The sequence below is a fragment of the Photorhabdus sp. RM96S genome, assembly GCF_042879335.1.
GTDB classification, from domain to species: Bacteria; Pseudomonadota; Gammaproteobacteria; order Enterobacterales; family Enterobacteriaceae; genus Photorhabdus; species Photorhabdus kayaii.
In genome coordinates this window covers 121,326-144,466 of the sequence record NZ_JBHFKT010000006.1, presented here as the reverse complement: position 1 = coordinate 144,466, position 23,141 = coordinate 121,326, and the positions used below count along the sequence as shown (strand labels likewise).

Genomic DNA, 23,141 nt, shown 5'->3' with positions numbered 1-23,141 from the left:
TCTCATGAAATTCAGTGAACTCTGGTTACGCGAATGGGTAAATCCAGCCATTAGCAGTGAAACATTATCTGATCAAATTACCATGATAGGTCTGGAAGTTGATGGCGTTGAAGCTGTTGCTGGTCAATTTCATGGTGTGGTTGTCGGTGAAGTTGTTCAATGTGCTCAGCATCCAAATGCAGATAAGCTACGGGTAACAAAAGTGAATGTAGGCGGTGAACGACTGCTGGACATCGTTTGTGGTGCACCAAATTGCCGCTTGGGGTTGAAAGTTGCTGTAGCAACCGTGGGTGCTGTATTACCGGGTGATTTCAAAATCAAGGCGGCAAAACTGCGAGGTGAGCCTTCTGAAGGGATGCTATGTTCTTTTTCTGAACTGGGTATTTCTGAGGATCACGACGGTATTATTGAATTGCCAATTGATGCTCCTTTAGGTGTTGATCTGCGTGAATATCTGAAGCTGGATGATAAGGTCATTGAAATTAGTATTACGCCTAATCGCGCTGACTGCCTAAGTATTATAGGGGTTGCGCGTGATGTGGCGGTCGCTAATAAAATGCCACTATCTGAGCCACAAATTGAGGCAGTAAAACCGACAACAGATGCTATTTTCCCTATTCGTGTTGAAGCAACAGAAGCTTGTCCACGTTACCTTGGACGGGTAATTAAAAACATTAATGTGAAAGCGGCAACACCCCAATGGATGCGTGAAAAATTACGTCGTGGTGGTATCCGTTCCATCGACCCGATTGTCGATGTGACTAACTATGTATTGCTTGAATTAGGCCAACCATTGCATGCGTTTGATTTGGAGCGTTTGAATGGCTCAATCACTGTGCGCATGGCGAAGCAGGATGAAAAATTGGTGCTGCTGGATGGTACAGAAGCCAATCTTTCTACTGATACCCTAGTTATTTCTGATGAAAAACAAGCTGTTGCAATGGCTGGTATTTTTGGCGGTGAACATTCAGGTGTGAATGAAGAAACGCAAAATATTTTACTTGAGTGCGCATTTTTTGCTCCTTTAGCGATTGCTGGCCGTGCTCGTCGTTATGGTTTACACACTGATGCTTCTCATCGTTATGAACGTGGAGTTGATCCTCAGTTACAACACAAAGCAATAGAGAGAACAACTCAATTATTGATTGATATTTGTGGTGGTGAAGCTGGCCCGATTATTGATGTTACTGATGAATCTCAATTGCCTCAATCTGCGACAATCACATTGCGTCGTGAAAAACTGGATCGTTTGATTGGTCACTATATACCTGATGAACAGGTTGGTGACATCCTGACCCACTTAGGTTGCAAAGTCACTATTCAGGAAAATTGTTGGCAAGCGGTTGCACCAAGCTGGCGTTTTGATGTGGAGATTGAAGAAGATTTGGTGGAAGAGGTTGCCCGTATCTACGGTTACAACAATATTCCAGATGTACCGATTCGCGCAGATCTTATCATGAAAAAACATCGTGAAACGGATCTTTCCCTGCAACGTGTTAAAACGGTGCTCGTTGATAGAGGTTATCAAGAAGCGATTACTTATAGCTTTGTTGATCCCAAAATTCAGGCGCTGTTACATCCACAGCAACAAGCGTTGATGCTGCCTAACCCAATTTCAGCGGATATGTCAGCAATGCGTTTATCTCTGCTGACTGGTTTGTTAACAACGGTGGTATATAACCAGAACCGCCAGCAAAACCGTGTGCGCTTGTTTGAAACTGGCTTGCGTTTTGTTCCTGATGAAAATGCCGATCAGGGGATTCGTCAGGAGCTGATGCTAGGGGGGGTTATTACAGGAAATCGCTTTGAAGAGCATTGGTCACTGGAAAAACAGTCCGTTGATTTCTTCGATATGAAAGGCGATTTGGAAGCCGTTCTAGAGTTAACTGGAAAATTATCTAAGATTTCTTTTAGAGCAGATGTAAATCCGGCGTTGCACCCAGGTCAAAGCGCCGGGATTTATTTGGAAAATGAATACATCGGATATATTGGTGTGGTTCACCCAGAATTGGAACGCAAACTTGATTTAAATGGCCGCACCGTGGTATTCGAAGTACTCTGGAACAAGCTGGCAAGCCGCGTGGTTCCTGATGCGAAAGAGATTTCACGTTTCCCGTCAAACCGTCGTGATATTGCGATCGTGGTGCCTGAAAATGTTGCTGTAGAAGATGTTTTGGCTGAATGCAAGAAAGTTGGCGTAAATCATATAGTTGGCATAAACTTGTTTGACGTGTATTGTGGTAAAGGTGTAGCAGAGGGTCATAAGAGCCTTGCTATAAGTTTTATCTTGCAGGATACCGCGCGTACACTGGAAGAAGAAGAGATTGCTGCGACGATTAATAAATGTGTTGCAGTGCTGAAACAGCGATTCCAAGCATCCTTGAGGGACTGAACTTATGGCGCTTACTAAAGCTGAAATGTCAGAAAATCTGTTTGAGAAACTGGGAATTAGCAAGCGTGATGCTAAAGATCTGGTTGAATTATTCTTTGAAGAAGTGCGTCGTTCTTTGGAGAATGGTGAGCAGGTAAAATTGTCTGGATTTGGCAACTTTGATTTACGGGATAAAAACCAACGTCCGGGACGTAACCCTAAGACTGGTGAGGACATTCCGATTACAGCTCGCCGAGTAGTGACATTCCGTCCTGGTCAGAAGTTAAAAAGCAGGGTTGAGAAAGCCACACCTAAAGAATAATCAAAAAGGCCGCATCAATAGCGGCCTTTTTCTTAAATGATCCTCCCTCATGAGCTTGATTTACCATGCAATCCACTCATTCTATCGCTGAATTAGTGACTCGTCAGAAAAGACATGATTATCGTTTTCTGGCAATTCTCACGTGTTTATTTTTACTCGTTTTTTTTCTCTCGCTTTGTGCTGGGGAAAATTGGATCTGGCCTAATAAATGGTTTTCTGAAACAGGTCAATTGTTTGTGTGGCAGTTACGTTTTCCTCGTGTATTAGCTGTCGTTGCTGTAGGTGCGAGCCTGACTGTGGCGGGTGCAGTAATGCAGGCACTGTTTGAAAATCCGTTGGCGGAACCTGGGCTATTGGGGGTCAGTAATGGTGCTGGCGTGGTGGTGGTGTTTTTGGTGTTGATGTTTCATGGCATTGCGCCGTTCTGGTTATTAAGTATTGGCGCTGTGCTCGGTGCGCTGACCGTCACAATGATATTGCTGACCTTTTCAAGAAATCGTTATCTGAATAACGCCCGTTTGTTGTTGGTAGGGGTTGCTTTTGGTGTTGCCTCTGGTGCGTTAATGACCTGGATGGTTTATTTTAGTACTAGCCTGGACTTGCGTCAGCTAATGTATTGGATGATGGGGAGTTTTAGTGGAATAGACTGGCGGCATCAATGGTTGGTAGTCGCTTTGTTTCCTTTGATTATTTGGTTGAGCAGACAAGGAAAAGTACTTAATTTTCTTTCACTGGGAGAAACACAGGCCCAACAGCTAGGTATCTCACTTTATTATTGGCGTAATTTATTTGTCTTTGCTGTTGGGTTGTTGGTAGGGTTAAGTGTTGCACTTGCTGGAACAATTAGCTTTATTGGTTTGGTTATTCCACATATTTTGCGTTTATGCGGCCTAACAGATTATAAAACTCTACTGCCTGCCTGTGTTCTATCCGGCGGTTATGGATTATTGCTGGCTGATCTGCTATCTCGTCTTAGCTTGAATAATGCAGAAGTACCGATTGGTGTTGTAACTGCAACATTGGGTGCGCCAGTCTTCATTTGGTTATTATTGAGGGTTAGAGACTGGAGTTAAAAAGTGAATAATGTGCAAGTGACTAATCAGTTGATGGCTCTCAATCAGGTATCAGTACGAAACCGATTAATGCCGCTGACAGCGTTGGTACAACAAGGTGAACAGATACATATCATTGGGCCGAATGGTTCAGGAAAAAGTACACTATTAGCCTGTATGGCCGGTATTTTACCCTATAGTGGTGCAATCGATTTGCAACAAAAGTGCCTTAGTCAATATAGTCACTGCCAATTAGCACGCTACAGAGCATGGCTTAGCCAGCAAATTTCTTCTGTGCCAATAATGCCGGTTTTTCAATATTTGCAACTGCATTTAGCAGCTCATCTTGTTAATTGTGACGGTGTGTTGTCAGAACTCTGTTCCTTTTTTAAGTTGGGAAAGTTTCTAGAGACACCTGTAGGCAATCTATCTGGTGGTGAATGGCAAAGGGTGCGATTAACCGGAGTTTTTTTACAAGTCTGGCCATCAATCAATTTGGAAGGCAAATTATTGCTCTTGGATGAGCCTACGAATAATCTTGATATCACTCAGGTCGCGGCACTTGATCTGTTGATAAAGAAATTCTGTGAACTCGGTGGAACCGTAGTCATGAGTGGTCATGATCTCAATCATAGCTATGATAAAGCTGATCGGATCTGGTTGCTTGCTGATGGATCACTGGTTGCGAATGGAAAGCCGGATGAGGTAATGAAAGAAAATACGCTCTCCAGAGTTTTTGCCGCTGATATCAAATGCGTGCCAGAAAAGACAGATAAATATTGGCGGGTTTTTTTGCCTGAATTATAGCCCAGCCTTATGTACGTACCTGCCGTGAATCTATTGTAATTTCCACTTAATTTGCTAAATCATACCTGTGTTTACGATTCGTTCAAATATAGTCATCTAATATATCGTTATATTATGAATGAATTGGACTGTGTTTTATGGATAGCTTTCTTCCATTTTCTCGTCCTGCAATCGGTGATGAAGAAATTCAGGCAGTAGAGAAGGTTCTTCGTTCGGGGTGGATTACAACAGGCCCGCAAAATCATCAATTGGAACAGGACTTTTGCCGCATGTTTGGTTGCAAACATGCGGTTGCTTTGGCCTCGGCAACGGCGGGTATGCATCTGACACTAATGGCACTGGGAATTGGCCCTGGTGACGAAGTGATTACACCGTCTCAAACTTGGGTTTCCACAATAAATATGATCTGCTTGCTTGGTGCTGAACCAATCATGATTGATGTTGATCGTCATACTTTAATGGTCGACGCGCAGACAGTGAAAAAAGCGATTACTTCCAGAACCAAAGCGATTATTCCGGTTCACTATGCCGGTGCGCCTTGTGATTTAGATATATTGCGTGGAATTGCTCAGGAGGCGGGTATTCCCTTGATTGAAGACGCCGCTCATGCATTAGGAACCCGTTATAAGAATGAATGGATTGGTGAGCATGGCACAGCGATTTTCTCTTTTCATGCCATAAAAAATGCCACTTGTGCAGAAGGGGGGTTAATTGCTACTGATAACAATGAACTTGTTGAACGAATTCGATGTCTAAAGTTTCATGGATTGGGTATTGATGCTTTTGATCGTCAGATTCAAGGCAGGAGACCACAGGCGGAAGTTGTAGAACCGGGTTACAAATATAATTTATCTGATATTCACGCTGCGATTGCTGTTGTGCAATTAAGTAAATTGGAATCAATGAATATTCGCCGTCGGCAAATTGTCGCCCGTTATTCAACGGCATTAAAAGATTCGCCTTTGCAGATGTTAAGTGTGCCCGATTATGAGCATATTCATGCACATCATCTATTTATGGTGCGGGTTAATAAGGATGTTTGTGGCATTGATCGCGACACATTAATGGAACGTTTGAAAAACAAGAATATTGGCACAGGTTTGCATTTCAGAGCTGCACATACACAAAAATATTATCGGGATCGGTATCCGCAGTTGTCATTACCTGAATCAGAATGGAATTCAGTAACACTCTGTTCATTGCCACTCTTTCCTGATATGAGTGATGATGATGTAGATCGTGTCACTGATGCTTTACAAGAAATTATTTCGGAGCACAGATAAGTGTCATTTGAACAAATTAAAAAAGTTTCTGTTGTTATTCCAATTTATAACGAAGAAGAAAGTTTGCCTCTTTTATTGGAAAGAACCTTAGCAGCCTGTAAACAATTGACTCAGGAATATGAGCTTATTCTTGTCGATGATGGTAGTAGTGATAAATCTGCGGAAATTCTGATTCAGGCCGCGGAACAACCTGAAAATCATATTATCGCAATTTTACTTAATCGTAATTATGGTCAGCATTCAGCGATTATGGCGGGGTTTAATCAGGTCAATGGTGATTTAATTATTACGCTTGATGCTGATTTACAGAATCCGCCAGAAGAGATCCCCCGTCTTGTGAAAACAGCTGAACAAGGTTATGACGTTGTGGGTACTCGCCGAGCTAATCGGCAGGATTCTCTGTTCCGTAAAACAGCTTCAAAAATCATCAATGCGATGATTACTAAGGCAACAGGCCGTTCTATGGGCGATTATGGCTGTATGCTCCGTGCCTATCGTCGCCATATTGTTGAAGCCATGTTGCAGTGCCATGAGCGCAGCACCTTTATTCCTATTCTGGCAAACACTTTTGCCCGCAAAACCATTGAGATTGATGTCGCTCATGCAGAGCGTGAATTTGGTGATTCCAAATATAGCTTCATGAAGCTGATTAATCTGATGTATGACTTGCTAACCTGCCTGACAACAGCACCTTTGCGTTTACTGAGTGTGGTAGGAAGCGTGATTGCAGTTTCTGGTTTTTTGCTGGCTGTATTATTGATGGTTTTACGTCTGATTTTCGGTGCCATATGGGCAGCAGAAGGGGTATTTACCCTGTTTGCTCTCCTTTTCATATTTATTGGCGCGCAGTTCGTCGCGATGGGCTTATTAGGTGAATACATAGGCCGTATCTATAACGATGTTCGTGCACGCCCACGTTATTTTATTCAAAAAGTGGTCGGAGATAACAAGACCAACGACAACCAGGAAGAGTACTAAATGAAAGCAATTGTATTTGCCTATCATGATATCGGCTGTGTCGGGATCAATGCTTTAACCAAAGCTGGTTTTGATATTCAGGCGGTATTTACCCATACAGATGATCCTAATGAAAACCATTTTTTCTCTTCTGTTGCCCGTTTAAGTGCAGATTTGGCGCTGCCGGTTTTTGCGCCAGAAAATGTTAATCATCCTCTTTGGATTGAACGTATCCGGGAACTGAAACCTGATGTGATTTTCTCTTTTTATTACCGAGATATGTTGAGTGAAGATATTTTATCGCTGGCGAGTACAGGTGCATTCAATCTGCACGGTTCACTGTTGCCAAAATACCGTGGTCGTGCCCCGATTAACTGGGCGATTTTGAATGGTGAAGTGGAAACAGGTGTAACCCTGCATAAAATGGTGTTGAAACCTGATGCAGGGGATATTATTGCTCAGCATAAGGTTGCTATTGCAGAGACAGATACCGCGTTGACTTTGCACGGTAAAATTCGTGAAGCAGCGGAAAAACTGTTTGATCAAGTATTACCCCAGATCAAAGCGGGAATTTATCCTGCCATACCTCAAGATGAAAGTCAGGCAACTTACTTTGGGCGTCGTACTGCCGTGGATGGTGAGATTGACTGGCACAAATCAGCTACTGAAATTAACAATCTTGTCAGGGCAGTAACTGAGCCATATCCTGGGGCATTTACTTTCTTAGGTGAGCGTAAGATTACTATCTGGCGTGCCTGCCCGTTGAATGAGACGCATGACAAACAGCCGGGAACAGTATTATCGGTAGATCCGTTAATTATTGCCTGTGGAAAAGGCACGTTAGAAATTATCAATGGGCAAAGTGAATCGGGTTTGTATGTTCAGGGCCACCGCCTGGCAGTAGATATGAGCATGGTGACTGATGTACGTGTTGGCCCAAAGGCAACTACTCAAATTAACCACCGGAAACGTGTATTAATTCTCGGTGTGAATGGCTTCATCGGTAATCATCTAACAGAACGTCTATTACGTGATGGCAACTATGATATTTATGGTATGGATATCGGTTCTTCCGCCATTGAGCGTTTTATTAGTAATCCGCGTTTTCACTTCATTGAAGGTGATATCAATATCCATACTGAATGGATCGAATATCACATTAAAAAGTGTGATGTCGTTTTGCCATTGGTAGCCATTGCGACTCCAATTGAATATACCCGTAATCCGCTGCGTGTATTTGAATTGGATTTTGAAGAGAATCTAAAGATTGTCCGTTATTGCGTTAAATACAATAAACGAATTATATTCCCGTCCACATCAGAAGTTTATGGAATGTGTGATGATAAAGAATTTGATGAAGATGACTCTCGTCTGATTGTTGGTCCAATCAATAAACAGCGTTGGATCTATTCTGTATCTAAGCAATTGTTAGATCGTGTTATCTGGGCATATGGCGAGAAAGAAGGACTCAAATTCACACTATTTCGTCCATTTAACTGGATGGGGCCACGTTTGGATAATTTGAACTCCGCACGTATTGGCAGTTCCAGAGCGATCACACAATTAATATTGAACTTAGTTGAAGGTTCACCGATCAAACTAGTAGACGGTGGCGAACAGAAACGCTGTTTTACTGATATTAATGATGGTATTGAGGCGCTGTTTCGTATTATTGAAAACCGAGAGGGGCTATGTGACGGTCAAATTATCAATATTGGTAATCCAACTAATGAAGCCAGTATTCGCCAATTGGCAGAAATATTACTTGATAGCTTTGAAGACCATGAATTGAGAGATCATTTTCCTCCATTTGCTGGATTTAAAAAGGTTGAAAGTGGCAGTTACTACGGTAAAGGTTATCAGGATGTTGAACACCGTAAGCCAAGTATTAAAAATGCGGAGCGGTTACTAGGTTGGAAACCAACCATTGACATGAAACAGACGATAAATGAAACACTGGATTTCTTCTTGCGTGGCGCCGTGGAAGAATTAGGGAAAAATTAATGAAACAAATTGGCTTGAGAGTTGATGTGGATACTTATCGAGGAACCGTTGAAGGAGTACCGAAGCTGCTCAAAATTTTGGCAAAACATCAGATTCAGGCCAGTTTTTTCTTTAGTGTTGGGCCGGATAATATGGGGCGCCATTTGTGGCGTCTTTTACGGCCAAAATTCTTATGGAAAATGTTGAGGTCAAATGCAGCATCTCTGTATGGTCTTGATATTTTACTGGCGGGGACTGCATGGCCGGGTAAGAAGATTGCTAAAGATTTAGGCTACTTGATGAAACAAACGCTGAATGCAGGCCATGAAGTGGGTCTGCATGCCTGGGATCATCAGCGTTGGCAGGCGAAAGTTGGCCGTTGGTCTGAAGCTCAGTTAACAGAGCAGGTTAAATTGGGCGTGGATGCATTGGTACAGGCAATTGGTCAACGGGTAACGTGTTCTGCTGTTGCGGGTTGGCGGGCTGATGAACGCGTACTCGCGGTAAAGCAACAGTTTGGTTTTGATTACAACAGCGATTGTCGGGGAACTCATCCATTCAGGCCCATCTTGCCTGATGGTACTCTTGGTACCGTGCAAATTCCGGTGACGTTGCCAACTTATGACGAAGTGATAGGCATTCAGGTTAAAGATGAAGATTTTAACCAGTTTATCTTGGATAAGATGAAAAACAGCCAGGGAGTTCCGGTATATACCATCCATACGGAAGTTGAAGGGATGTCCAAGTCCACAGAGTTTGCAACACTGTTGGAAATGGTTCATCAGGAAAACATACAATTTTGTGCATTGAGCCATCTACTACCTGAAAATATACAAAGACTACCTGTCGGGAGAATTGTTCGTTCTGAATTTCCCGGTAGAGAAGGGTGGTTAGGATGCCAACAAGAGGCTTAACTTATCTATGTTGAATAACCGGGCGTGTAAGGTTGGGGCCTTTTTGATGGCTCTTTTTTTTGTCCTTACCTATTTATTACCCCTGAATGGCCGCCTATTATGGCAGCCTGATGAAACTCGTTATGCAGAAATCAGTCGTGAAATGCTGCAACGAGGAGACTGGATTGTTCCGTATTTGCTGGATATTCGTTATTTTGAAAAGCCTGTAGCGGGTTATTGGATCAATAATATTAGCCAATGGATTTTTGGTGATAATAATTTTGCTGTCCGTTTTGGATCGGTTTTCTGTATTTTTATCAGCGCAATTTTATTATATCGACTTGCTATGATGATGTGGCATAACCGGCATATTGCTTTTGCCACTAGCCTTATCTACATCTCAATGTTTCTGGTATTTGCCATTGGCACTTATAGCGTACTCGATCCGATGTTTTCTTTGTGGGTAACGGCTGCCATGATGTGTAGCTTCTGGGGGCTAAAAACAGACTGTACCAGACGGCGGATAATGGCATATTTGGTGCTCGGTTTGTGCTGTGGTATGGGTTTTATGACTAAAGGGTTTCTGGCATTGGCTGTTCCGGTCATTGTGATGTTGCCCATTGTCATTTATCAGAAGCGGGTCCTGCAAATAGTCTGCTTTGGCCCACTTGCCATTATTTCGGCGATAGCAATCAGTTTACCGTGGGTGATTGCAATTGCCCTACGTGAGCCTGATTATTGGCACTATTTCTTCTGGGTTGAACATATTAAGCGTTTTTCTTCCGATGATGCACAGCATATTGCACCGTTCTGGTATTACATACCCATTCTTATTCTTGGTGTGATCCCGTGGTTGGGATTATTACCTGGGGCAGTGATGAAAAGTTGGAAAGAAAGAAAATCCAATCCTGAAATGTTTTTTCTACTTTGCTGGTTTGTCGTGCCATTGTTATTTTTCAGTATTGCGAAGGGAAAATTGCCAACTTATATCCTGCCCTGTATGGCGCCATTGGCAATGATGATGGCTAAATTTGGTGCCGATTGCGTTAAAAATGGCAAGATGGAGTTACTTAAGATCAATGGAATGGTTAACGTATTTCTTGGTCTGCTGGCGGTAATAGTTCTGTTTGCTATGGAAGTAGTGACAAAACACGCTTTATATCAGCCATCAGAATGGCTTAAATGGGTTTTAGCGATTGTTGCTTTTGGTATTTGGGGAATTATCGGTTATCTGTGTTTTGCGTTGAATGGGAAATACTGGTTATTGGCGGCATTTTGCTCCATTGTTGTCAGTTTAGTGATAGGTCATGCTTTGCCTGAAAATACCGTTAATTCCAAATTACCGCAGAACTTTATTAAGTTACACCATCAGGAACTTGCAGGCAGTCGCTATATCCTGTCGGAAAGTGTTGGTCTTGCGACCAGTGTCGCTTGGGAGATGAAGCGTAGTGATATTTATATGTTTGAACGTTGGGGAGAACTGGAATATGGGTTGAATTATCCAGATAGACGATATCGATATATCAGCTATAAAGATTTTCCGCAATGGTTAGCGAAAGCACGTAAAGAAGGGCGGGTATCAGTACTCTTTCATTTATATAAAGATGAAAAATTACCTGATTTGCCAAAGGCAGATCAAATTAGTCGCAATTATCGCTTTGCTATTTTGGTTTATGAGAAGCAACCATGATAAGTTTCTCTTTATTGTTGCTGATTAGCTTGCTGACATGTGCTGGTCAGTTATGTCAGAAGCAGGCTGTGATGTGTTGGCGCAGTGATGTTTATCAGCGGGCATCTGCGCTGAAATGGTTAATAGGGGCTGTGATTCTATTGGCTGTTGGCATGTTATTTTGGCTTCGTTTATTACAGATATTGCCGTTAGGAATTGCTTATCCAATGTTGAGTATAAATTTTATTATGGTCACTTTGGCGGGGAAATTTTTCTATCAGGAAAAAGCGGGCATAAAACATTGGAGTGGGGTTGTGTTTATCATGTTGGGAATTTTGCTGATGAGCTTGAATGAATGAAAGGTTATATTTGGGGATTAATTAGTGTATTACTGGTGACAATAGCCCAGTTATTACTGAAATGGGGTGTTGTCAATTTGCCAGCGTTGAATCTTGGTTTGCATTGGTTTGATATTGAGTGGCTATGGAGTCATCGCCATTCTCTGGTGGCGGTAATGGCTGGTCTGGCTGGATATCTATTATCTATGTTGTGTTGGTTATTTACGCTAAAATATTTACCATTAAATAAATCTTATCCATTAATAAGCTTAAGTTATGTCTTTGTCTATTTAATGGTGGCTTTATTGCCTTGGTTTAATGAAACCATCACATTATTGAAAACTGCGGGCGTGATTTTTATTTTGTATGGTGTCTGGTTGATTAGCCGTCCAGAATGAAGAAGGAAATAACTATTTAACTGTTTTACTTAAAGTACAGACTTGTTTTTTTATTGAGTTCTGGATAGAGTCACCTTGCTTTGCTGATTTTATGAGGAGGGGTTAATGATAATAAGAATAAAAGAGTTACTCTTATTGTTCAGTCTGTTACTTATTGGCTGTTCCAGTCATGCCCCCAGGACTCCGGCTCCTGTGTTAAAGACGGCGCTTTCTGATCCAATCATGGTGATTGCTCAGCTTAAGGAGCAGCTTAATCAATGGCGTGGTACACCATATCATTATGGTGGAATGGATCGCCGGGGGGTAGATTGTTCTGGTTTTGTTTACCGTACTTTCAGTGATCGGTTTGATATTCAATTACCTCGTACTACCGGTGGGCAAATAAAATTAGGGACCCGTATTGATAAAAGCGATTTAATGCCGGGTGATTTGGTCTTTTTCAGAACAGCTAGTGGCGAACATGGGTTACATGTTGGCATTTATGACGCCAATAACCAGTTTATTCATGCATCAACCCATAAAGGTGTTACTCGTTCATCTATGAATAATGTTTACTGGAAGAAAGCTTTTTGGCAAGCCCGGAGAATTTAAGTCCGTTTTTATCCGCGAATTGTAAAAATTATTCTTATTAAGATAGCATTTTTATTTAAATCTCAGTAATTATTATCAGTAATTCTAATTTTATTAATTGCATTTTAACCATCTAAAACAATAATTATTTTATGACAGTAAATAAATTATCCATATTGCATTTAACTTGGTCAGGTAATATCTGATTTTGTTTTAAGGTATATTAGTTAAAAAAGTTTAAAAATAAATAACCAGTTCCTTAATATACAATGAGCTGGTTATAATGTTTATTATTTTGTTATTTATAGTGTGCCGCTATTATAATTTTTAGGGATGCGTAATTTATTTATTTATTTATTTATTTATTTATTTATTTATTGTATGAATTACTGGATTAATGTTTTTATAGTTTATAACTATATTTTTAAATGTAGCAATATATTATTTGCATATTTTCAATAAATTTTTTTTCAGAAATAAAATCTTATTTTATGACGGAAAACTTAAACATTATTTATTAAATCGACTTGTTTTTATGAGTTGTGTTTTTATTTGCCAGATTAGACTAATAGGTGTATTTTCATGAGGATTATACCCGTTATCTTTCAAGTTGCCTCTTTGTTGGCTGCACTCACTCACCCCGGTCACATAGTTATCTATGCTCCCGGGGATTCGCTCCCTTGCCGCCGCGATGCATCTCGAAATCCATAGGGTATAGATCAGTTGCTATATTTCAGCATCTTTTTTGCCAAAGGGGAATACATCGTGAAATATTAACAATTAACCTATGAAGAACAATATTAGATTTATATTTTAAAGAAAAAAGTAAGAACATAATAATCTGATATTAATAATGGCTAATCAGGGATTTATTTATTTTATTTTAAAACAGTTTTACATTCTCGCACCATAAATATGATTGATTAGCCAAATAATTTTTATCTTCCATAAATTAATTATACTTTGGCGAAGAGAATAGACCTAATAACTTAAATCATATCAAGAGGAAAACTGATGACAGATAAACAACCTTATTTTCCAGAAATAAAATATTCTCCGTGGGGACCTAATGATGCCCCATTATTTATCATCCTTGGGCAATCAAATAGTTATGGTCATGGAACACAATTACCACAAGATGAAGAAATTACACAAGGTTTAAAAAACGTATTCACATTATCTCTGCCAGAAGTTTACAGCGTTGACTTTCCCGCAATCAACTGGACAGGGCTGACTAGCTTTGGTAATGCCAATATTGGTGCTCCTGTTGGTTTACTTCGTGGCAATCAAAATCACTCCGTCAATGCTGCCAACCGTTTTGCTAAACTTTGGCAAGACCATATAAATCAGGGGAATGCGCTTAATTTGCCTGATCTTTATGTCATTTTGATGGGCTGGGGTGGTCAGGGTATGTATCTGGATAATCCACCAGATAATCGTTGGGCGCCTGAGCGTGATCCCTGCGATGTGGAATCACTCTATCCCCGCGCGGTCAGAACTTTGCGCATGGCAGTCGAATCACTGTGTAAGCTAGGCAAAAATCCTCGCATTTTGGCTGTCCATTGGAACCAATGGGAAGCAGAAACCGAAAGTTTATTGGCGGCACAGATATCAGAGTGGAATTTTACCCGTATCATTACTGGTATCAGTGATGCTTTGGGTTCTCGCAGTATACCGTGGAGATTGTATTATCCACTTTCAGTTGCGTTTGATCCCATCAACACCCGCTATGTGCTCAAGGCAATCAATAATGTTATCGCTGATGATCCCCAATATCGAACGCTAATTGATGCACGGAATTCACCCGACTATACCGGAAAGGCGACTGAGTTTGGTGTTTTTCTACCTGATAGTCTTCATTATGATGGCAAAGCCCAGACATGGTTTGCCCAACGGGAATGGGAGTTGATTTTATCTGGTTATAAGGGGGTTGAACTGCCATAGGATTAAATAGGATTAACCATCCAAGAGATACCAAGATGGCGGCTAGAGCCGTCATCTTATCGGTAGGAATAATATATCCTTGAGTATCTATGTATGCCTTTTCGGCATACATATGGATAAACGTCTATTTTGTATGCCATAATGGCACCATGTTTATATGGACTAAAAATGCAGATGAAATCATGGCTACTAATACAGAACGTAAAGAGACCCGTTTAGTTGCAAGAACTTCCATAGAGATTCAAGAGATCATACAAAGGGCGGCTGATTACTCCGGCGCAACACTTTCACAGTTTCTTATTGAATCGGCAATGGAGAGAGCGCGTAACGTGATTGAACGAACTGAAACCTTACATCTTTCGATAGAGGGGGCTGATGCTTTGCTGGCAGCTTTGGAAAACCCGCCAAAAGCAAATGCTAAACTACTTAAAGCCGCAAAGCACTATAAGGATACAGTGAATGTCGGTAATCATTAAAGAAATCACCCAGCAACATGGTCGTAAAGCGTTTGATTGTGGTGTCAGTGAATTAAATAAGTTCTTACAACAGCAAGCTCGGCAGAAAACCGTAAAGCATATTTCAAAAACTTATGTGGCCTGCCGAGATTCCGTGCCCACGATTATAATCGGATATCACACACTTACCGGATATTCGGTGACAACTCCGCTTGCCTATAGGGATTACAAAAAATATCCTCATCCACTTAGTGCGGTAAAATTGGCCCGACTTGCTGTGGATTGTTCACATCAGGGGCAAAGGATAGGTGAACAGCTATTGATTGATGCCATTTATCGGACAGTGTTGGTCGCACAGCAAGTTTCAGCGATTGGGCTGTTTGTTGATCCTATGACCTCAGAAGTTATTCCGTTTTATCAGCAATATGGATTTTTGCCAGCCGATCCTAACGATAATTCACGTCTCGAAATGTGGCTACCCATCAAAACTTGTATAGAAGTCACGAGTACCTTCAAAATAAGTCAGAATTGCCGCCTATCATGCTGACGGCAATCTTTGGCGAGTTATACCCGTCATCTTTCAAGCTGCCTCTTTGTTGGCTGCACTCACTCACCTCGGCCACATCGTTATCTATGCTCCCGGGGATTCGTTCCCTTGCCGTCGCGATGCAACTTGAAATCCATAGGGTATATTGAAGTGTTATTGCCAACTGACAGTAATTTCTCCGGTTTGACCTGCTATCGGCATAACGTTACCGTTTCCAACCTTTAAGGCGAAAAGGAACTGTTGTGCCGGGCTTCTCTTATTAAATGCGTCTGTCGACATTCTTCGTGTGCGTGATATATCTATGCAACTGCTGGTATCTCCCTGACAAAGATAAACCGATAAATTCTGAGGCCATCCAACAACATTCCAAGTCCAAGATACATTGTTAATCTTTCCTGTTGCAGGAGGAGAACCGACAATAGGAACGTTAACAGTTTCTAAGAAATTTTTAGAATATAGTGTGGGCAAAACAACTGAAGAGTGATAGCTGCCACTTGCCGCAGGTACTGTCTGTGAGAATATAGTTAACAATAAAGCGCCACCAATACCAAATATTTTTTTTAATTTCATAGCCATTACCCCAATACCTGATAATTTTCTATTGCGAGAACTTAGATATACATTTTGATCTCGCGCCGTGTATCTCCTGAATTTTTATAAAAGCATGTACGCAATACCAAAGTAGGCAGGAGTAATTTGGGTGGATTAACACCAAAAAGCAATGGGGAATTTGAATTTATGTTAAGTTAATCTAATATATTTTGCTATTCGATGCTTTTGCCAGTCACTTAGACCGTAATCTTTTACAACAGGATTTCCCCATGATATAAAACCTGCTAAACAATCAAGTGGAGTCAGCGATACGTTTAATGGATGTTAAAAACGATGAATAAATTAGACATGACAATCACCACTTCCCCATGTCAGGAAGCCCTGATTTACATGGAAAATATTTGTCGATCTTATCGTATGGGGAAAAAATATTACCCAGTACTTGATGAAATATCATTCACCATCATGCGCGGACAAAGTTGTGCTATTGTCGGTGCTTCCGGTTCGGGTAAAAGTACTTTACTCAATATTCTTGGTTTACTGGATCAACCCTCTTCTGGATATTTTCAGTTTAGTGGCGTTAATATAACAAATGTTACTCCTAATGAACGGGCGAGAATAAGAAATCAGGAAATTGGTTTCGTGTTTCAGAGTTTTAATTTACTTCCCAGAATGCAGGCGTTGGATAATGTAGCGCTACCATTGTTATATCGTGGATATTCTCGTTCTCTAGCTCGGCAGGAAGCGAAATACCAGCTTGAGTTGGTTGGTCTGGCGGGTCGTATTTACCATCGTCCGGCTGATCTCTCCGGGGGACAGCGGCAACGTGTTGCCATTGCCAGAGCCTTGGTTGGTAAGCCTTCTTTGATTCTGGCAGATGAGCCGACAGGCAATCTCGATAGTGCTACAGCACGTGATATTATGGCACTTCTTCTGTCATTGAACCGTGAGCAAGGCGTTACGCTCGTCATGGTTACACATGATGAAGCCATAGCCAAAAATATGCAGCGCTGCCTCTATGTTAATGGTGGGCGGCTTTCCGAAACTGATCTGTGGCTGGATAGCCTCGATGCTTAATGTGAATTCTGGTCGCTACGGTTTTTCCTTCGCGCAGGCCCTGTGTGAATCACTGGGTAGTCTGCGTCTGCTAGGAAGGCGCTCCTTGCTTGCTTTGCTTGGTATTGCAGTTGGGTGTGCTTCTGTCATTGCACTTTTAAACATCGGTCATAATGCTGTTAATGAAGCTATCAGCACTTTTAAAAGTATGGGAAGCAATATTTTAGTTGCTCATTTCAGTTTTACTCCAGGTACCGATGTCAAACCCGCGCCATCTACGCTGGATACTCAGGCGCTGACTCGTACAATACCGACTATCACACATGCTGCGCCCCTCACATTGCACTCAACCCGTATACGCTTTCAAGGACAAGGGATCGATACGAATATTACCGGTACATCCTCTGATCTGGCTGCGGTGTTGGATTTACAAATCGAGCAGGGGCGTTTTCTATCGGACTATGATCGCCAAACGACCTATGCCGTGCTCGGAGCGAATATTGCCAAACAATTAAAAGTCGCTAATCAACCTATTCGGATAGGTAATCAATTGCAGATTGGGGAATATCTGTTTGAAGTGATAGGACTTCTCGCTGTTCAGGGACCGAACCCTTTACTCCCCGGTTCTATTGATGATTCCGTCATACTGCCTATCGAAGCAATGCGGCGGTTGCGGCCTGCGCCAGAAATTGGAAGCGTTATTGCCAGAGCACGTGACACAACAACGCTAAACAGTGACGCGGTGTCGTTACGTGACTATCTTGTCTCATTATCAAAAGGTCGTCAGGTTGAAGTTGATATCCCGAAACAATTGCTTGATGGATTGACGCGTCAGGCAAGAACATTTTCCTATTTGCTCGCGGGCTTAGGGGGAATTTCGTTGCTGGTGGGAGGTGTGGGCGTGATGAATGTCATGCTGATGAATGTTTCGGAACGTAGGCGTGAAATTGGTGTTCGTATGGCTTTGGGAGCTCGGCCTATGGATATTGGTATACTGTTTATGTTGGAGGCTGCCATTCTGGCAATTGCTGGTGCAATGGTTGGTTCATTATTGGGGGTAGTGGCGGGATACCTATTTGTAAAATTTTCGGGTTGGGTATTTACGTTATCCCTATTCTCTTTGCCTCTGGGTATTGCTAGTTCATTAGTGATTGGTCTATTTTTCGGTATCAATCCGGCATTAGCGGCTGCCAGATTACAACCTGTAGAGGCACTTCGTGATGATTAGCCAAGTTTTTCAACGTGCTATTGGCATCATCATTGCCTTGATAATAGTTGCATCTGTCAAACCAGCGTTAGCGGAGCCGTTGAATCCATCACAGGCAACCATGCCTGCAACGGATACAATTTCGCTTAATCAGAAAACTATTGGTCTGACACTCAGCGATGCAATCTATTTAGGGTTACGAAATAATCGTTCGATTCGCAGTGCTTATCTGGATCGAATTGCACAGAAATTCGATTTACGCGTTGCTGAAGATCGTTTTACGCCAAAATTACTGATTAATAGCCGTTATATTGCTGCTCGTAATCAAAGCGATCGCTATCGCCAGAGCGAGATTACACCCACATCTACGCTGCTTGGAGAATATGGTACTCGATTCAGTCTATCTTGGACGAATCGGACGACATGGGCAGACAATGCAGGTCGTAGCCGTAATGATGGTGTTTCATTCTCAGTTATTCAGCCTTTGTTGCGTGGTGCCGGCAAAGATGTGGCCACAGCACCTGTACGTCTTGCTCAATTGATGGAGCAAACAAATCGTTTGAACCTAAAAGCGACGGTATCCCAGACTATCACGCAAGTTATTATGGCTTATCGTGGATTGTTGCGTGCTCAAGAACAATTACAAATCGCACGTGATGCTCTTGAACGTTCGCGTCAACTGCTGGAGGTTAACAAGGCTATGATTTCCGCAGGCAGAATGGCAGCTTTTGAGATTGTCCAGACGGAGGCTGATGTTGCAATGCAGGAGCTGGCTGCGGAGGAAGCGGCTAATCAATTGGATACCAGTCGTTTAGAATTGCTGCGATTGCTCGCCTTAGACTTACAAACGCAGGTAAAGGCTACTGACAGATTGGAAGCTAAGCGCGTAGATATTAACCTGCTCCAAGCGCAACATTTGGCACAAGAGCAACAGCCATCGTATCTCACTCAATTGATTACGGCGGAGCAGGCTGCAATTAACCTGACCGTTGCCCGTAACGAACGTTTATGGGATGTCTCTTTAGTGGGTGGTGCTAGTCAGGTACGTGATCGAACAGGATCAAACCGTTCTCGTAATTGGGAAAATTACGCCGGTGTTCAGGTAGAGATACCCATTGGCGATTTGAGTCAGCGCCAGGCGGAAGTGCGGGCGCGGGTTGATGTTCAGAACCAGGACATTCGTCTTGCTGAGGCGAAACAGTCACTAGAACGTAATGTGGGTAATGCGGTACGCGATATTGGTACGCGTTGGCGTCAATATGAGATCGCCCAGCGTGCCAGGGATCTATCTCTGCGCAAGCTGGAGATTGAACGTGAAAAATTGACGGTGGGCCGCTCCAGTAACTTTCAAGTCTTGAGTTTTGAAACCGATTTGCGTAATGCAGAGAATGTTCGTCTCAATGCGTTGATCACTTACTTAAATGCACAAGCGGAGTTGGACGAAACGTTGGGTACTACGTTAGGGAGTTGGGATATTGCACTTAATGACTAAGATCAGGGGACTTGCCCGTTTCAGATATAAGACTCGTTGGCTCGTGACACTTGCTGTTGCATTAGTCATTGGGGCTACCATTGCTTATGTTTTGTTTTCTTCTTCAATTGATACATCATCACCGCAACGGTGGGTGCATGTTGAACCTCAACGACTCGAAAATCGTCTTGGGTTAGTTGGCCGTATTCAGGCGGCAACCAGTTTGACGATTGCCGCGCCATTTGATGGTGTTATTGCTGAAGTGATGGTAACTGAAGGCCAGCGCGTTAAGCGTGGGCAACCCCTGTTGAGCCTTGATACGACACAATTGGACATTCAGTTGCGGCAGGCGCTCACGGAACTGTTGAAAGCCCAAAAAACCGTACAAGATTTGGTGGGGTGGGAGAACAGTCAGGATGTCGCTAGGGTACGTAGAGCTTTAACGAATGCTCAGTTAAGTTTGAGCGATACCGAACGTAAGCTAACCGATACCCGGGCTTTGTTCGAGCGTGGCATTGTTCCCCGTATGGAGGTTGATACACTGGAGCAGCAGGTCAGAGTTCAACAGCTCGATCTTGCCGCCGCTAAGGCGGAACTGAGTGTTGCTCTCGATAAAGGCACAGGGGAGAATCGCCAGATTGCTGATATGGAATTAGCTAATGCTCAATCGCGTTATCAGGCGCTTCAGATCCAGCAAGCCCAACGTGAATTGGTTTCTCCTTTTGATGGCATTGTTATTCGCCCTCAGGTACCGGAATCAGATAAGGGGGTATTTATTCAAAAGGGGACACGTGTCACTCAGGGAACACCTCTGTTAGGGGTAATCAATTTGGAGCAAATCCAGGCGGTAGCGCGTATTGAAGAGGCTGACCTTTATCAGGTGTATGAAGGAATGCCGGTTGAGATAACCGGGGATGGTTTTGCCGGGCTATCTCTACGGGGGCAAATTAAGACAATTGGTGTACAAGGGAGTTCAAAGGAGATGCAGGGAGCGGGTGTAACCTATGATCTATTAGTGGCAATTGATCCTCTTACTCCCGAACAGCGGCAGCGTATCCGGCTGAGTATGAGTGCGAAACTGGCTATTGTCACCTATCGCAATGAACGTGGATTGGCCTTGCCAGCCGAGGCATTACATACCGGCCCTGATGGACGAACTTTCGTCACTTATCGCCGTGAATTAAACGCACAAACCCAGCAGATTGTCGTGACACCGGGGCATGCCGTTCCTCAAGGTGTGGAGGTGATCGGGTTGGAGGCAGGCTATGTTGAAGTTCCTGCGCGGAAATAACTGACGCAACCTCATTGATTTTTTGCGACACCCTCGCATTGAGCGAGGGTTTACGGCAGTTTTTGCTAATTTTGGTGCAATATCTCACCGTGAAAATGCGTATATTGGAAGTTCATTTGCAGTCATATTTAAATTTTTCGTGTCTGCAATGACATTCGACAATAGCGCCAGATCAGATGCCACATGTTCAATATTATTTACTGCAACTAATTTGCTGTTATATATGAAGCGGAAATTTCCTTTATTTTGATCAATCTGTAATGTCATTATTTCTCCGACAATTGCATGTTCCTGTATGGCATTTTTGTTCGTTAGATCTTCACTGTAACCAGAGATGACAGAAATACCAATCGGCCACGGACGGTTGTTATGTAATAGATTGATTGTGCGTAATACTGGCTGTCTGGAGACCATATCGCGGGGATAAACTCTATGTTGTTCAAGCAATTGCTGTTCAGACGATATTGAATTTAAAATCTCTGTAAGACGTTGTTGTAAATTGATATGGACCTCCATTGGGACGATCATGGCGAAAAAGGAGGACCATTTTGAAGAATGAACAGCATCTCCTGCTTGCGCCCATCCGACTTGAAATTGAGTATCATTTGATGTGTGAGCCAAATAGATAAACCAAGCGCATATAATATGTTGAACGAGCTCAGTTGAAATAAAAGAACTATGATTGAGTACTGTTTTCCATTCAGACACATGCCAATCCGGTATTTTATCTATCGTTGCCCGCAATTTAAAAGGCAGCATTGGTGTTGAAAAACGCTCTAGTCTTTTTTGCCAAAATAGCTCTTGTTCGGTAAGTTGTTCATGTATATCTGTTAACGTCTTAATATTTGATCTTTCAATTGTGGGGAGTTGATCACCAATGTCAAGTTTGCATTGATTGGCTAAGGTGAGTGCATTTATTGGGTTGCCACGGCTATTAACAAACGAAATACGTATATCTTCACTACTTGTAGTCATTAGCCAATGGTCCTCGCTAATACCCAACAATGTACCTGGTTTATGATCGGAACGTGTATACATCACTTGTAGTGTGCTTATCGATACCAGGCGATCTCTCAGCAGAACTTTAGGTAATGTGAGTGGATTAGGATAGTAAACTCCGAAAGTTAAAGATCTGACCAAAGATGACAATTCCTGAGCTTTTTTATTCCACAATAGACAGCCAGCAGCGTCTGGCCGGCGACGTCTTGAGAAAAAATTGCGGTTATCAGGATCTTGTTGTCGGCGGGGTATATCACCGTTCTCTAGGTTGTTTAATAGTTCGGTAAATCCTTCGGCAGCAGCCTGATAACATTTAAGATTCAGTGAAAGTGCGGTGTCGGTATTTTTAATATCAACATGACGCTGCACAACAATATCGCCGCTATCGACCATAGATCCGATTAAATGCCAGGTAATAGCATACTGAGACTCACCGGCAAGGATAGCCCAAGAAGTGGCATGGCTGCCGGCATAGCGTGGTAGAGGGGCGTCGTGGTAGTTGAAAGCACCTTGAGAGAACTGATTGATTAATAGAGTAGGGAGAATAACTGGATTGACTATGGAAAAAAGCCAGCATATTGACTCAGTTTTGGAGAGCGTCAAGAGATCTTCTAGTGCTTCAACACAGTGTATATTTTGAGAAGTTGCCCATTCGAAAAACAGAGATTCCGTGGGAAAAATAGCCACAATTATGTATCCGGCCGCTTGAAGTTGTTGGGTACAACGTATCGCAAGTGTTGTACCACCGATGACGACACAAGATCGAGCTTTTCTAGTGGAGTGGTTTACAATTTTGCACTTTTCAACTTTTAGTGTGTTATCGGTTAGTGTGTTATCAGTGCTATTTTTTTTCTCTTGCGTTGAAGATGTGAATTCGCCGGGCATGTTATCCCCTTTATCGTTATTGAGTGAAGGGATTTGTTTGAGAGTAAGTAAAGTTCATAGGCTTAGTTGCCTTGAACTGCATTTAAACACA

23 protein-coding genes are annotated in these 23,141 nt (G+C 42.4%); 19 read left to right on the top strand and 4 right to left on the bottom strand.

Features of this window, described 5'->3' with window-relative positions; translation table 11 throughout:
- The first annotated feature begins 4 nt into the window (after positions 1–4).
- From pheT to ACGF49_RS05685, 12 genes are all read left to right on the top strand, one after another.
- On the top strand, positions 5–2,392 hold the full coding sequence (pheT, locus tag ACGF49_RS05740) for a phenylalanine--tRNA ligase subunit beta (protein WP_011146886.1): 2,388 nt from the start codon (positions 5–7) through the stop codon (positions 2,390–2,392).
- Between the two features lie 4 nt (positions 2,393–2,396).
- Positions 2,397–2,693 (top strand): integration host factor subunit alpha, encoded by a 297-nt coding sequence (ihfA, locus tag ACGF49_RS05735; RefSeq protein WP_011146885.1) that lies wholly within the window; start codon positions 2,397–2,399, stop codon positions 2,691–2,693.
- Between the two features lie 65 nt (positions 2,694–2,758).
- Positions 2,759–3,766, top strand: a complete 1,008-nt coding sequence (btuC, locus tag ACGF49_RS05730) for a vitamin B12 ABC transporter permease BtuC (RefSeq protein WP_011146884.1) — start codon at positions 2,759–2,761, stop codon at positions 3,764–3,766.
- Positions 3,767–3,799: 33 nt separating this feature from the next.
- On the top strand, positions 3,800–4,552 hold the full coding sequence (btuD, locus tag ACGF49_RS05725) for a vitamin B12 ABC transporter ATP-binding protein BtuD (protein WP_113041116.1): 753 nt from the start codon (positions 3,800–3,802) through the stop codon (positions 4,550–4,552).
- A gap of 137 nt (positions 4,553–4,689) precedes the next feature.
- Complete coding sequence (arnB, locus tag ACGF49_RS05720; RefSeq protein WP_011146882.1) at positions 4,690–5,835, top strand: UDP-4-amino-4-deoxy-L-arabinose aminotransferase; 1,146 nt, start codon at positions 4,690–4,692, stop codon at positions 5,833–5,835.
- Positions 5,836–6,813, top strand: coding sequence for an undecaprenyl-phosphate 4-deoxy-4-formamido-L-arabinose transferase (arnC, locus tag ACGF49_RS05715; protein WP_011146881.1), 978 nt, complete (start codon positions 5,836–5,838; stop codon positions 6,811–6,813).
- A complete protein-coding gene (gene arnA, locus ACGF49_RS05710) occupies positions 6,814–8,796 on the top strand; it encodes a bifunctional UDP-4-amino-4-deoxy-L-arabinose formyltransferase/UDP-glucuronic acid oxidase ArnA (protein ID WP_387490048.1) in 1,983 nt (660 codons plus the stop codon).
- Complete coding sequence (gene arnD, locus ACGF49_RS05705; RefSeq protein ID WP_011146879.1) at positions 8,796–9,689, top strand: 4-deoxy-4-formamido-L-arabinose-phosphoundecaprenol deformylase; 894 nt, start codon at positions 8,796–8,798, stop codon at positions 9,687–9,689. The genes arnA and arnD overlap by 1 nt, the downstream gene beginning before the upstream one ends.
- A 7-nt stretch (positions 9,690–9,696) precedes the next feature.
- Positions 9,697–11,358: a lipid IV(A) 4-amino-4-deoxy-L-arabinosyltransferase gene (arnT, locus tag ACGF49_RS05700; RefSeq protein ID WP_113040993.1), complete on the top strand. Its 1,662-nt coding sequence runs from the start codon at positions 9,697–9,699 to the stop codon at positions 11,356–11,358.
- Entirely contained in the window at positions 11,355–11,696 is a 342-nt protein-coding gene (gene arnE, locus ACGF49_RS05695) for a 4-amino-4-deoxy-L-arabinose-phosphoundecaprenol flippase subunit ArnE (RefSeq protein WP_011146877.1), read from the top strand. Before arnT ends, arnE begins: the two co-directional genes overlap by 4 nt.
- Positions 11,693–12,073 (top strand): 4-amino-4-deoxy-L-arabinose-phosphoundecaprenol flippase subunit ArnF, encoded by a 381-nt coding sequence (gene arnF / locus ACGF49_RS05690; RefSeq protein WP_113040992.1) that lies wholly within the window; start codon positions 11,693–11,695, stop codon positions 12,071–12,073. The genes arnE and arnF overlap by 4 nt, the downstream gene beginning before the upstream one ends.
- Positions 12,074–12,178: 105 nt before the next feature.
- On the top strand, positions 12,179–12,664 hold the full coding sequence (locus ACGF49_RS05685) for a C40 family peptidase (protein WP_011146875.1): 486 nt from the start codon (positions 12,179–12,181) through the stop codon (positions 12,662–12,664).
- Positions 12,665–13,153: 489 nt separating this feature from the next.
- Here ACGF49_RS05685 and ACGF49_RS05680 read toward each other — a convergent pair whose 3' ends face one another.
- On the bottom strand, positions 13,154–13,291 hold the full coding sequence (locus ACGF49_RS05680; RefSeq protein ID WP_158536476.1) for a hypothetical protein: 138 nt from the start codon (positions 13,289–13,291) through the stop codon (positions 13,154–13,156).
- Positions 13,292–13,657: 366 nt separating this feature from the next.
- Between ACGF49_RS05680 and ACGF49_RS05675 the strand changes: the two genes are divergently transcribed.
- The 3 genes from ACGF49_RS05675 to ACGF49_RS05665 all read left to right on the top strand — a co-directional run bounded on the left by ACGF49_RS05675 (position 13,658) and on the right by ACGF49_RS05665 (position 15,589).
- Entirely contained in the window at positions 13,658–14,587 is a 930-nt protein-coding gene (locus tag ACGF49_RS05675) for a hypothetical protein (RefSeq protein WP_113040991.1), read from the top strand.
- Positions 14,588–14,769: 182 nt separating this feature from the next.
- Positions 14,770–15,063, top strand: a complete 294-nt coding sequence (locus tag ACGF49_RS05670; RefSeq protein ID WP_041380892.1) for a DUF1778 domain-containing protein — start codon at positions 14,770–14,772, stop codon at positions 15,061–15,063.
- Positions 15,047–15,589, top strand: a complete 543-nt coding sequence (locus ACGF49_RS05665; RefSeq protein WP_011146872.1) for a GNAT family N-acetyltransferase — start codon at positions 15,047–15,049, stop codon at positions 15,587–15,589. Before ACGF49_RS05670 ends, ACGF49_RS05665 begins: the two co-directional genes overlap by 17 nt.
- On the opposite strand, the gene ACGF49_RS05660 is transcribed toward ACGF49_RS05665, so the two are convergent.
- The gene (locus ACGF49_RS05660) at positions 15,555–15,752 is read right to left on the bottom strand and encodes a hypothetical protein (RefSeq protein ID WP_125043772.1); all 198 of its coding nucleotides are present in this window, start codon (positions 15,750–15,752) and stop codon (positions 15,555–15,557) included. The two genes, ACGF49_RS05665 and ACGF49_RS05660, sit on opposite strands and share 35 nt — an antisense overlap.
- The gene (locus ACGF49_RS05655) at positions 15,743–16,165 is read right to left on the bottom strand and encodes a flagellar protein FlhE (RefSeq protein ID WP_011146871.1); all 423 of its coding nucleotides are present in this window, start codon (positions 16,163–16,165) and stop codon (positions 15,743–15,745) included. The genes ACGF49_RS05660 and ACGF49_RS05655 overlap by 10 nt, the downstream gene beginning before the upstream one ends.
- A gap of 309 nt (positions 16,166–16,474) precedes the next feature.
- Here ACGF49_RS05655 and ACGF49_RS05650 point away from each other — a divergent pair, with 309 nt between their 5' ends.
- From ACGF49_RS05650 to ACGF49_RS05635, 4 genes are read left to right on the top strand one after another with little or no spacing between them, the layout of a single operon-like run.
- Entirely contained in the window at positions 16,475–17,218 is a 744-nt protein-coding gene (locus ACGF49_RS05650) for an ABC transporter ATP-binding protein (protein WP_228902390.1), read from the top strand.
- A complete protein-coding gene (locus ACGF49_RS05645; protein ID WP_267479155.1) occupies positions 17,211–18,425 on the top strand; it encodes an ABC transporter permease in 1,215 nt (404 codons plus the stop codon). Before ACGF49_RS05650 ends, ACGF49_RS05645 begins: the two co-directional genes overlap by 8 nt.
- The gene (locus tag ACGF49_RS05640) at positions 18,418–19,896 is read left to right on the top strand and encodes a TolC family protein (protein ID WP_011146868.1); all 1,479 of its coding nucleotides are present in this window, start codon (positions 18,418–18,420) and stop codon (positions 19,894–19,896) included. The genes ACGF49_RS05645 and ACGF49_RS05640 overlap by 8 nt, the downstream gene beginning before the upstream one ends.
- Positions 19,889–21,166, top strand: coding sequence for an HlyD family secretion protein (locus tag ACGF49_RS05635; RefSeq protein ID WP_387490037.1), 1,278 nt, complete (start codon positions 19,889–19,891; stop codon positions 21,164–21,166). The genes ACGF49_RS05640 and ACGF49_RS05635 overlap by 8 nt, the downstream gene beginning before the upstream one ends.
- Before the next feature lie 84 nt (positions 21,167–21,250).
- Here the strand turns inward: ACGF49_RS05635 and ACGF49_RS05630 are convergent, their stop codons facing one another.
- The gene (locus ACGF49_RS05630) at positions 21,251–23,050 is read right to left on the bottom strand and encodes a formyltransferase family protein (protein WP_387490034.1); all 1,800 of its coding nucleotides are present in this window, start codon (positions 23,048–23,050) and stop codon (positions 21,251–21,253) included.
- Positions 23,051–23,141: the final 91 nt, after the last annotated feature.

Coding starts and splice junctions, on each gene's coding strand:
- ACGF49_RS05675 (WP_113040991.1), top strand. CDS start 13,658: ATGACAGATAAACAACCTTATTTTCCAGAAATAAAATATTCTCCGTGG.
- arnF (WP_113040992.1), top strand. CDS start 11,693: ATGAAAGGTTATATTTGGGGATTAATTAGTGTATTACTGGTGACAATA.
- arnA (WP_387490048.1), top strand. CDS start 6,814: ATGAAAGCAATTGTATTTGCCTATCATGATATCGGCTGTGTCGGGATC.
- arnT (WP_113040993.1), top strand. CDS start 9,697: ATGTTGAATAACCGGGCGTGTAAGGTTGGGGCCTTTTTGATGGCTCTT.
- ihfA (WP_011146885.1), top strand. CDS start 2,397: ATGGCGCTTACTAAAGCTGAAATGTCAGAAAATCTGTTTGAGAAACTG.
- arnB (WP_011146882.1), top strand. CDS start 4,690: ATGGATAGCTTTCTTCCATTTTCTCGTCCTGCAATCGGTGATGAAGAA.
- ACGF49_RS05670 (WP_041380892.1), top strand. CDS start 14,770: ATGGCTACTAATACAGAACGTAAAGAGACCCGTTTAGTTGCAAGAACT.
- ACGF49_RS05655 (WP_011146871.1), bottom strand. CDS start 16,165: ATGGCTATGAAATTAAAAAAAATATTTGGTATTGGTGGCGCTTTATTG.
- btuD (WP_113041116.1), top strand. CDS start 3,800: ATGGCTCTCAATCAGGTATCAGTACGAAACCGATTAATGCCGCTGACA.
- pheT (WP_011146886.1), top strand. CDS start 5: ATGAAATTCAGTGAACTCTGGTTACGCGAATGGGTAAATCCAGCCATT.
- ACGF49_RS05685 (WP_011146875.1), top strand. CDS start 12,179: ATGATAATAAGAATAAAAGAGTTACTCTTATTGTTCAGTCTGTTACTT.
- ACGF49_RS05650 (WP_228902390.1), top strand. CDS start 16,475: ATGAATAAATTAGACATGACAATCACCACTTCCCCATGTCAGGAAGCC.
- ACGF49_RS05645 (WP_267479155.1), top strand. CDS start 17,211: ATGCTTAATGTGAATTCTGGTCGCTACGGTTTTTCCTTCGCGCAGGCC.
- ACGF49_RS05665 (WP_011146872.1), top strand. CDS start 15,047: ATGTCGGTAATCATTAAAGAAATCACCCAGCAACATGGTCGTAAAGCG.
- arnE (WP_011146877.1), top strand. CDS start 11,355: ATGATAAGTTTCTCTTTATTGTTGCTGATTAGCTTGCTGACATGTGCT.
- arnD (WP_011146879.1), top strand. CDS start 8,796: ATGAAACAAATTGGCTTGAGAGTTGATGTGGATACTTATCGAGGAACC.
- ACGF49_RS05635 (WP_387490037.1), top strand. CDS start 19,889: ATGACTAAGATCAGGGGACTTGCCCGTTTCAGATATAAGACTCGTTGG.
- ACGF49_RS05630 (WP_387490034.1), bottom strand. CDS start 23,050: ATGCCCGGCGAATTCACATCTTCAACGCAAGAGAAAAAAAATAGCACT.
- ACGF49_RS05640 (WP_011146868.1), top strand. CDS start 18,418: ATGATTAGCCAAGTTTTTCAACGTGCTATTGGCATCATCATTGCCTTG.
- btuC (WP_011146884.1), top strand. CDS start 2,759: ATGCAATCCACTCATTCTATCGCTGAATTAGTGACTCGTCAGAAAAGA.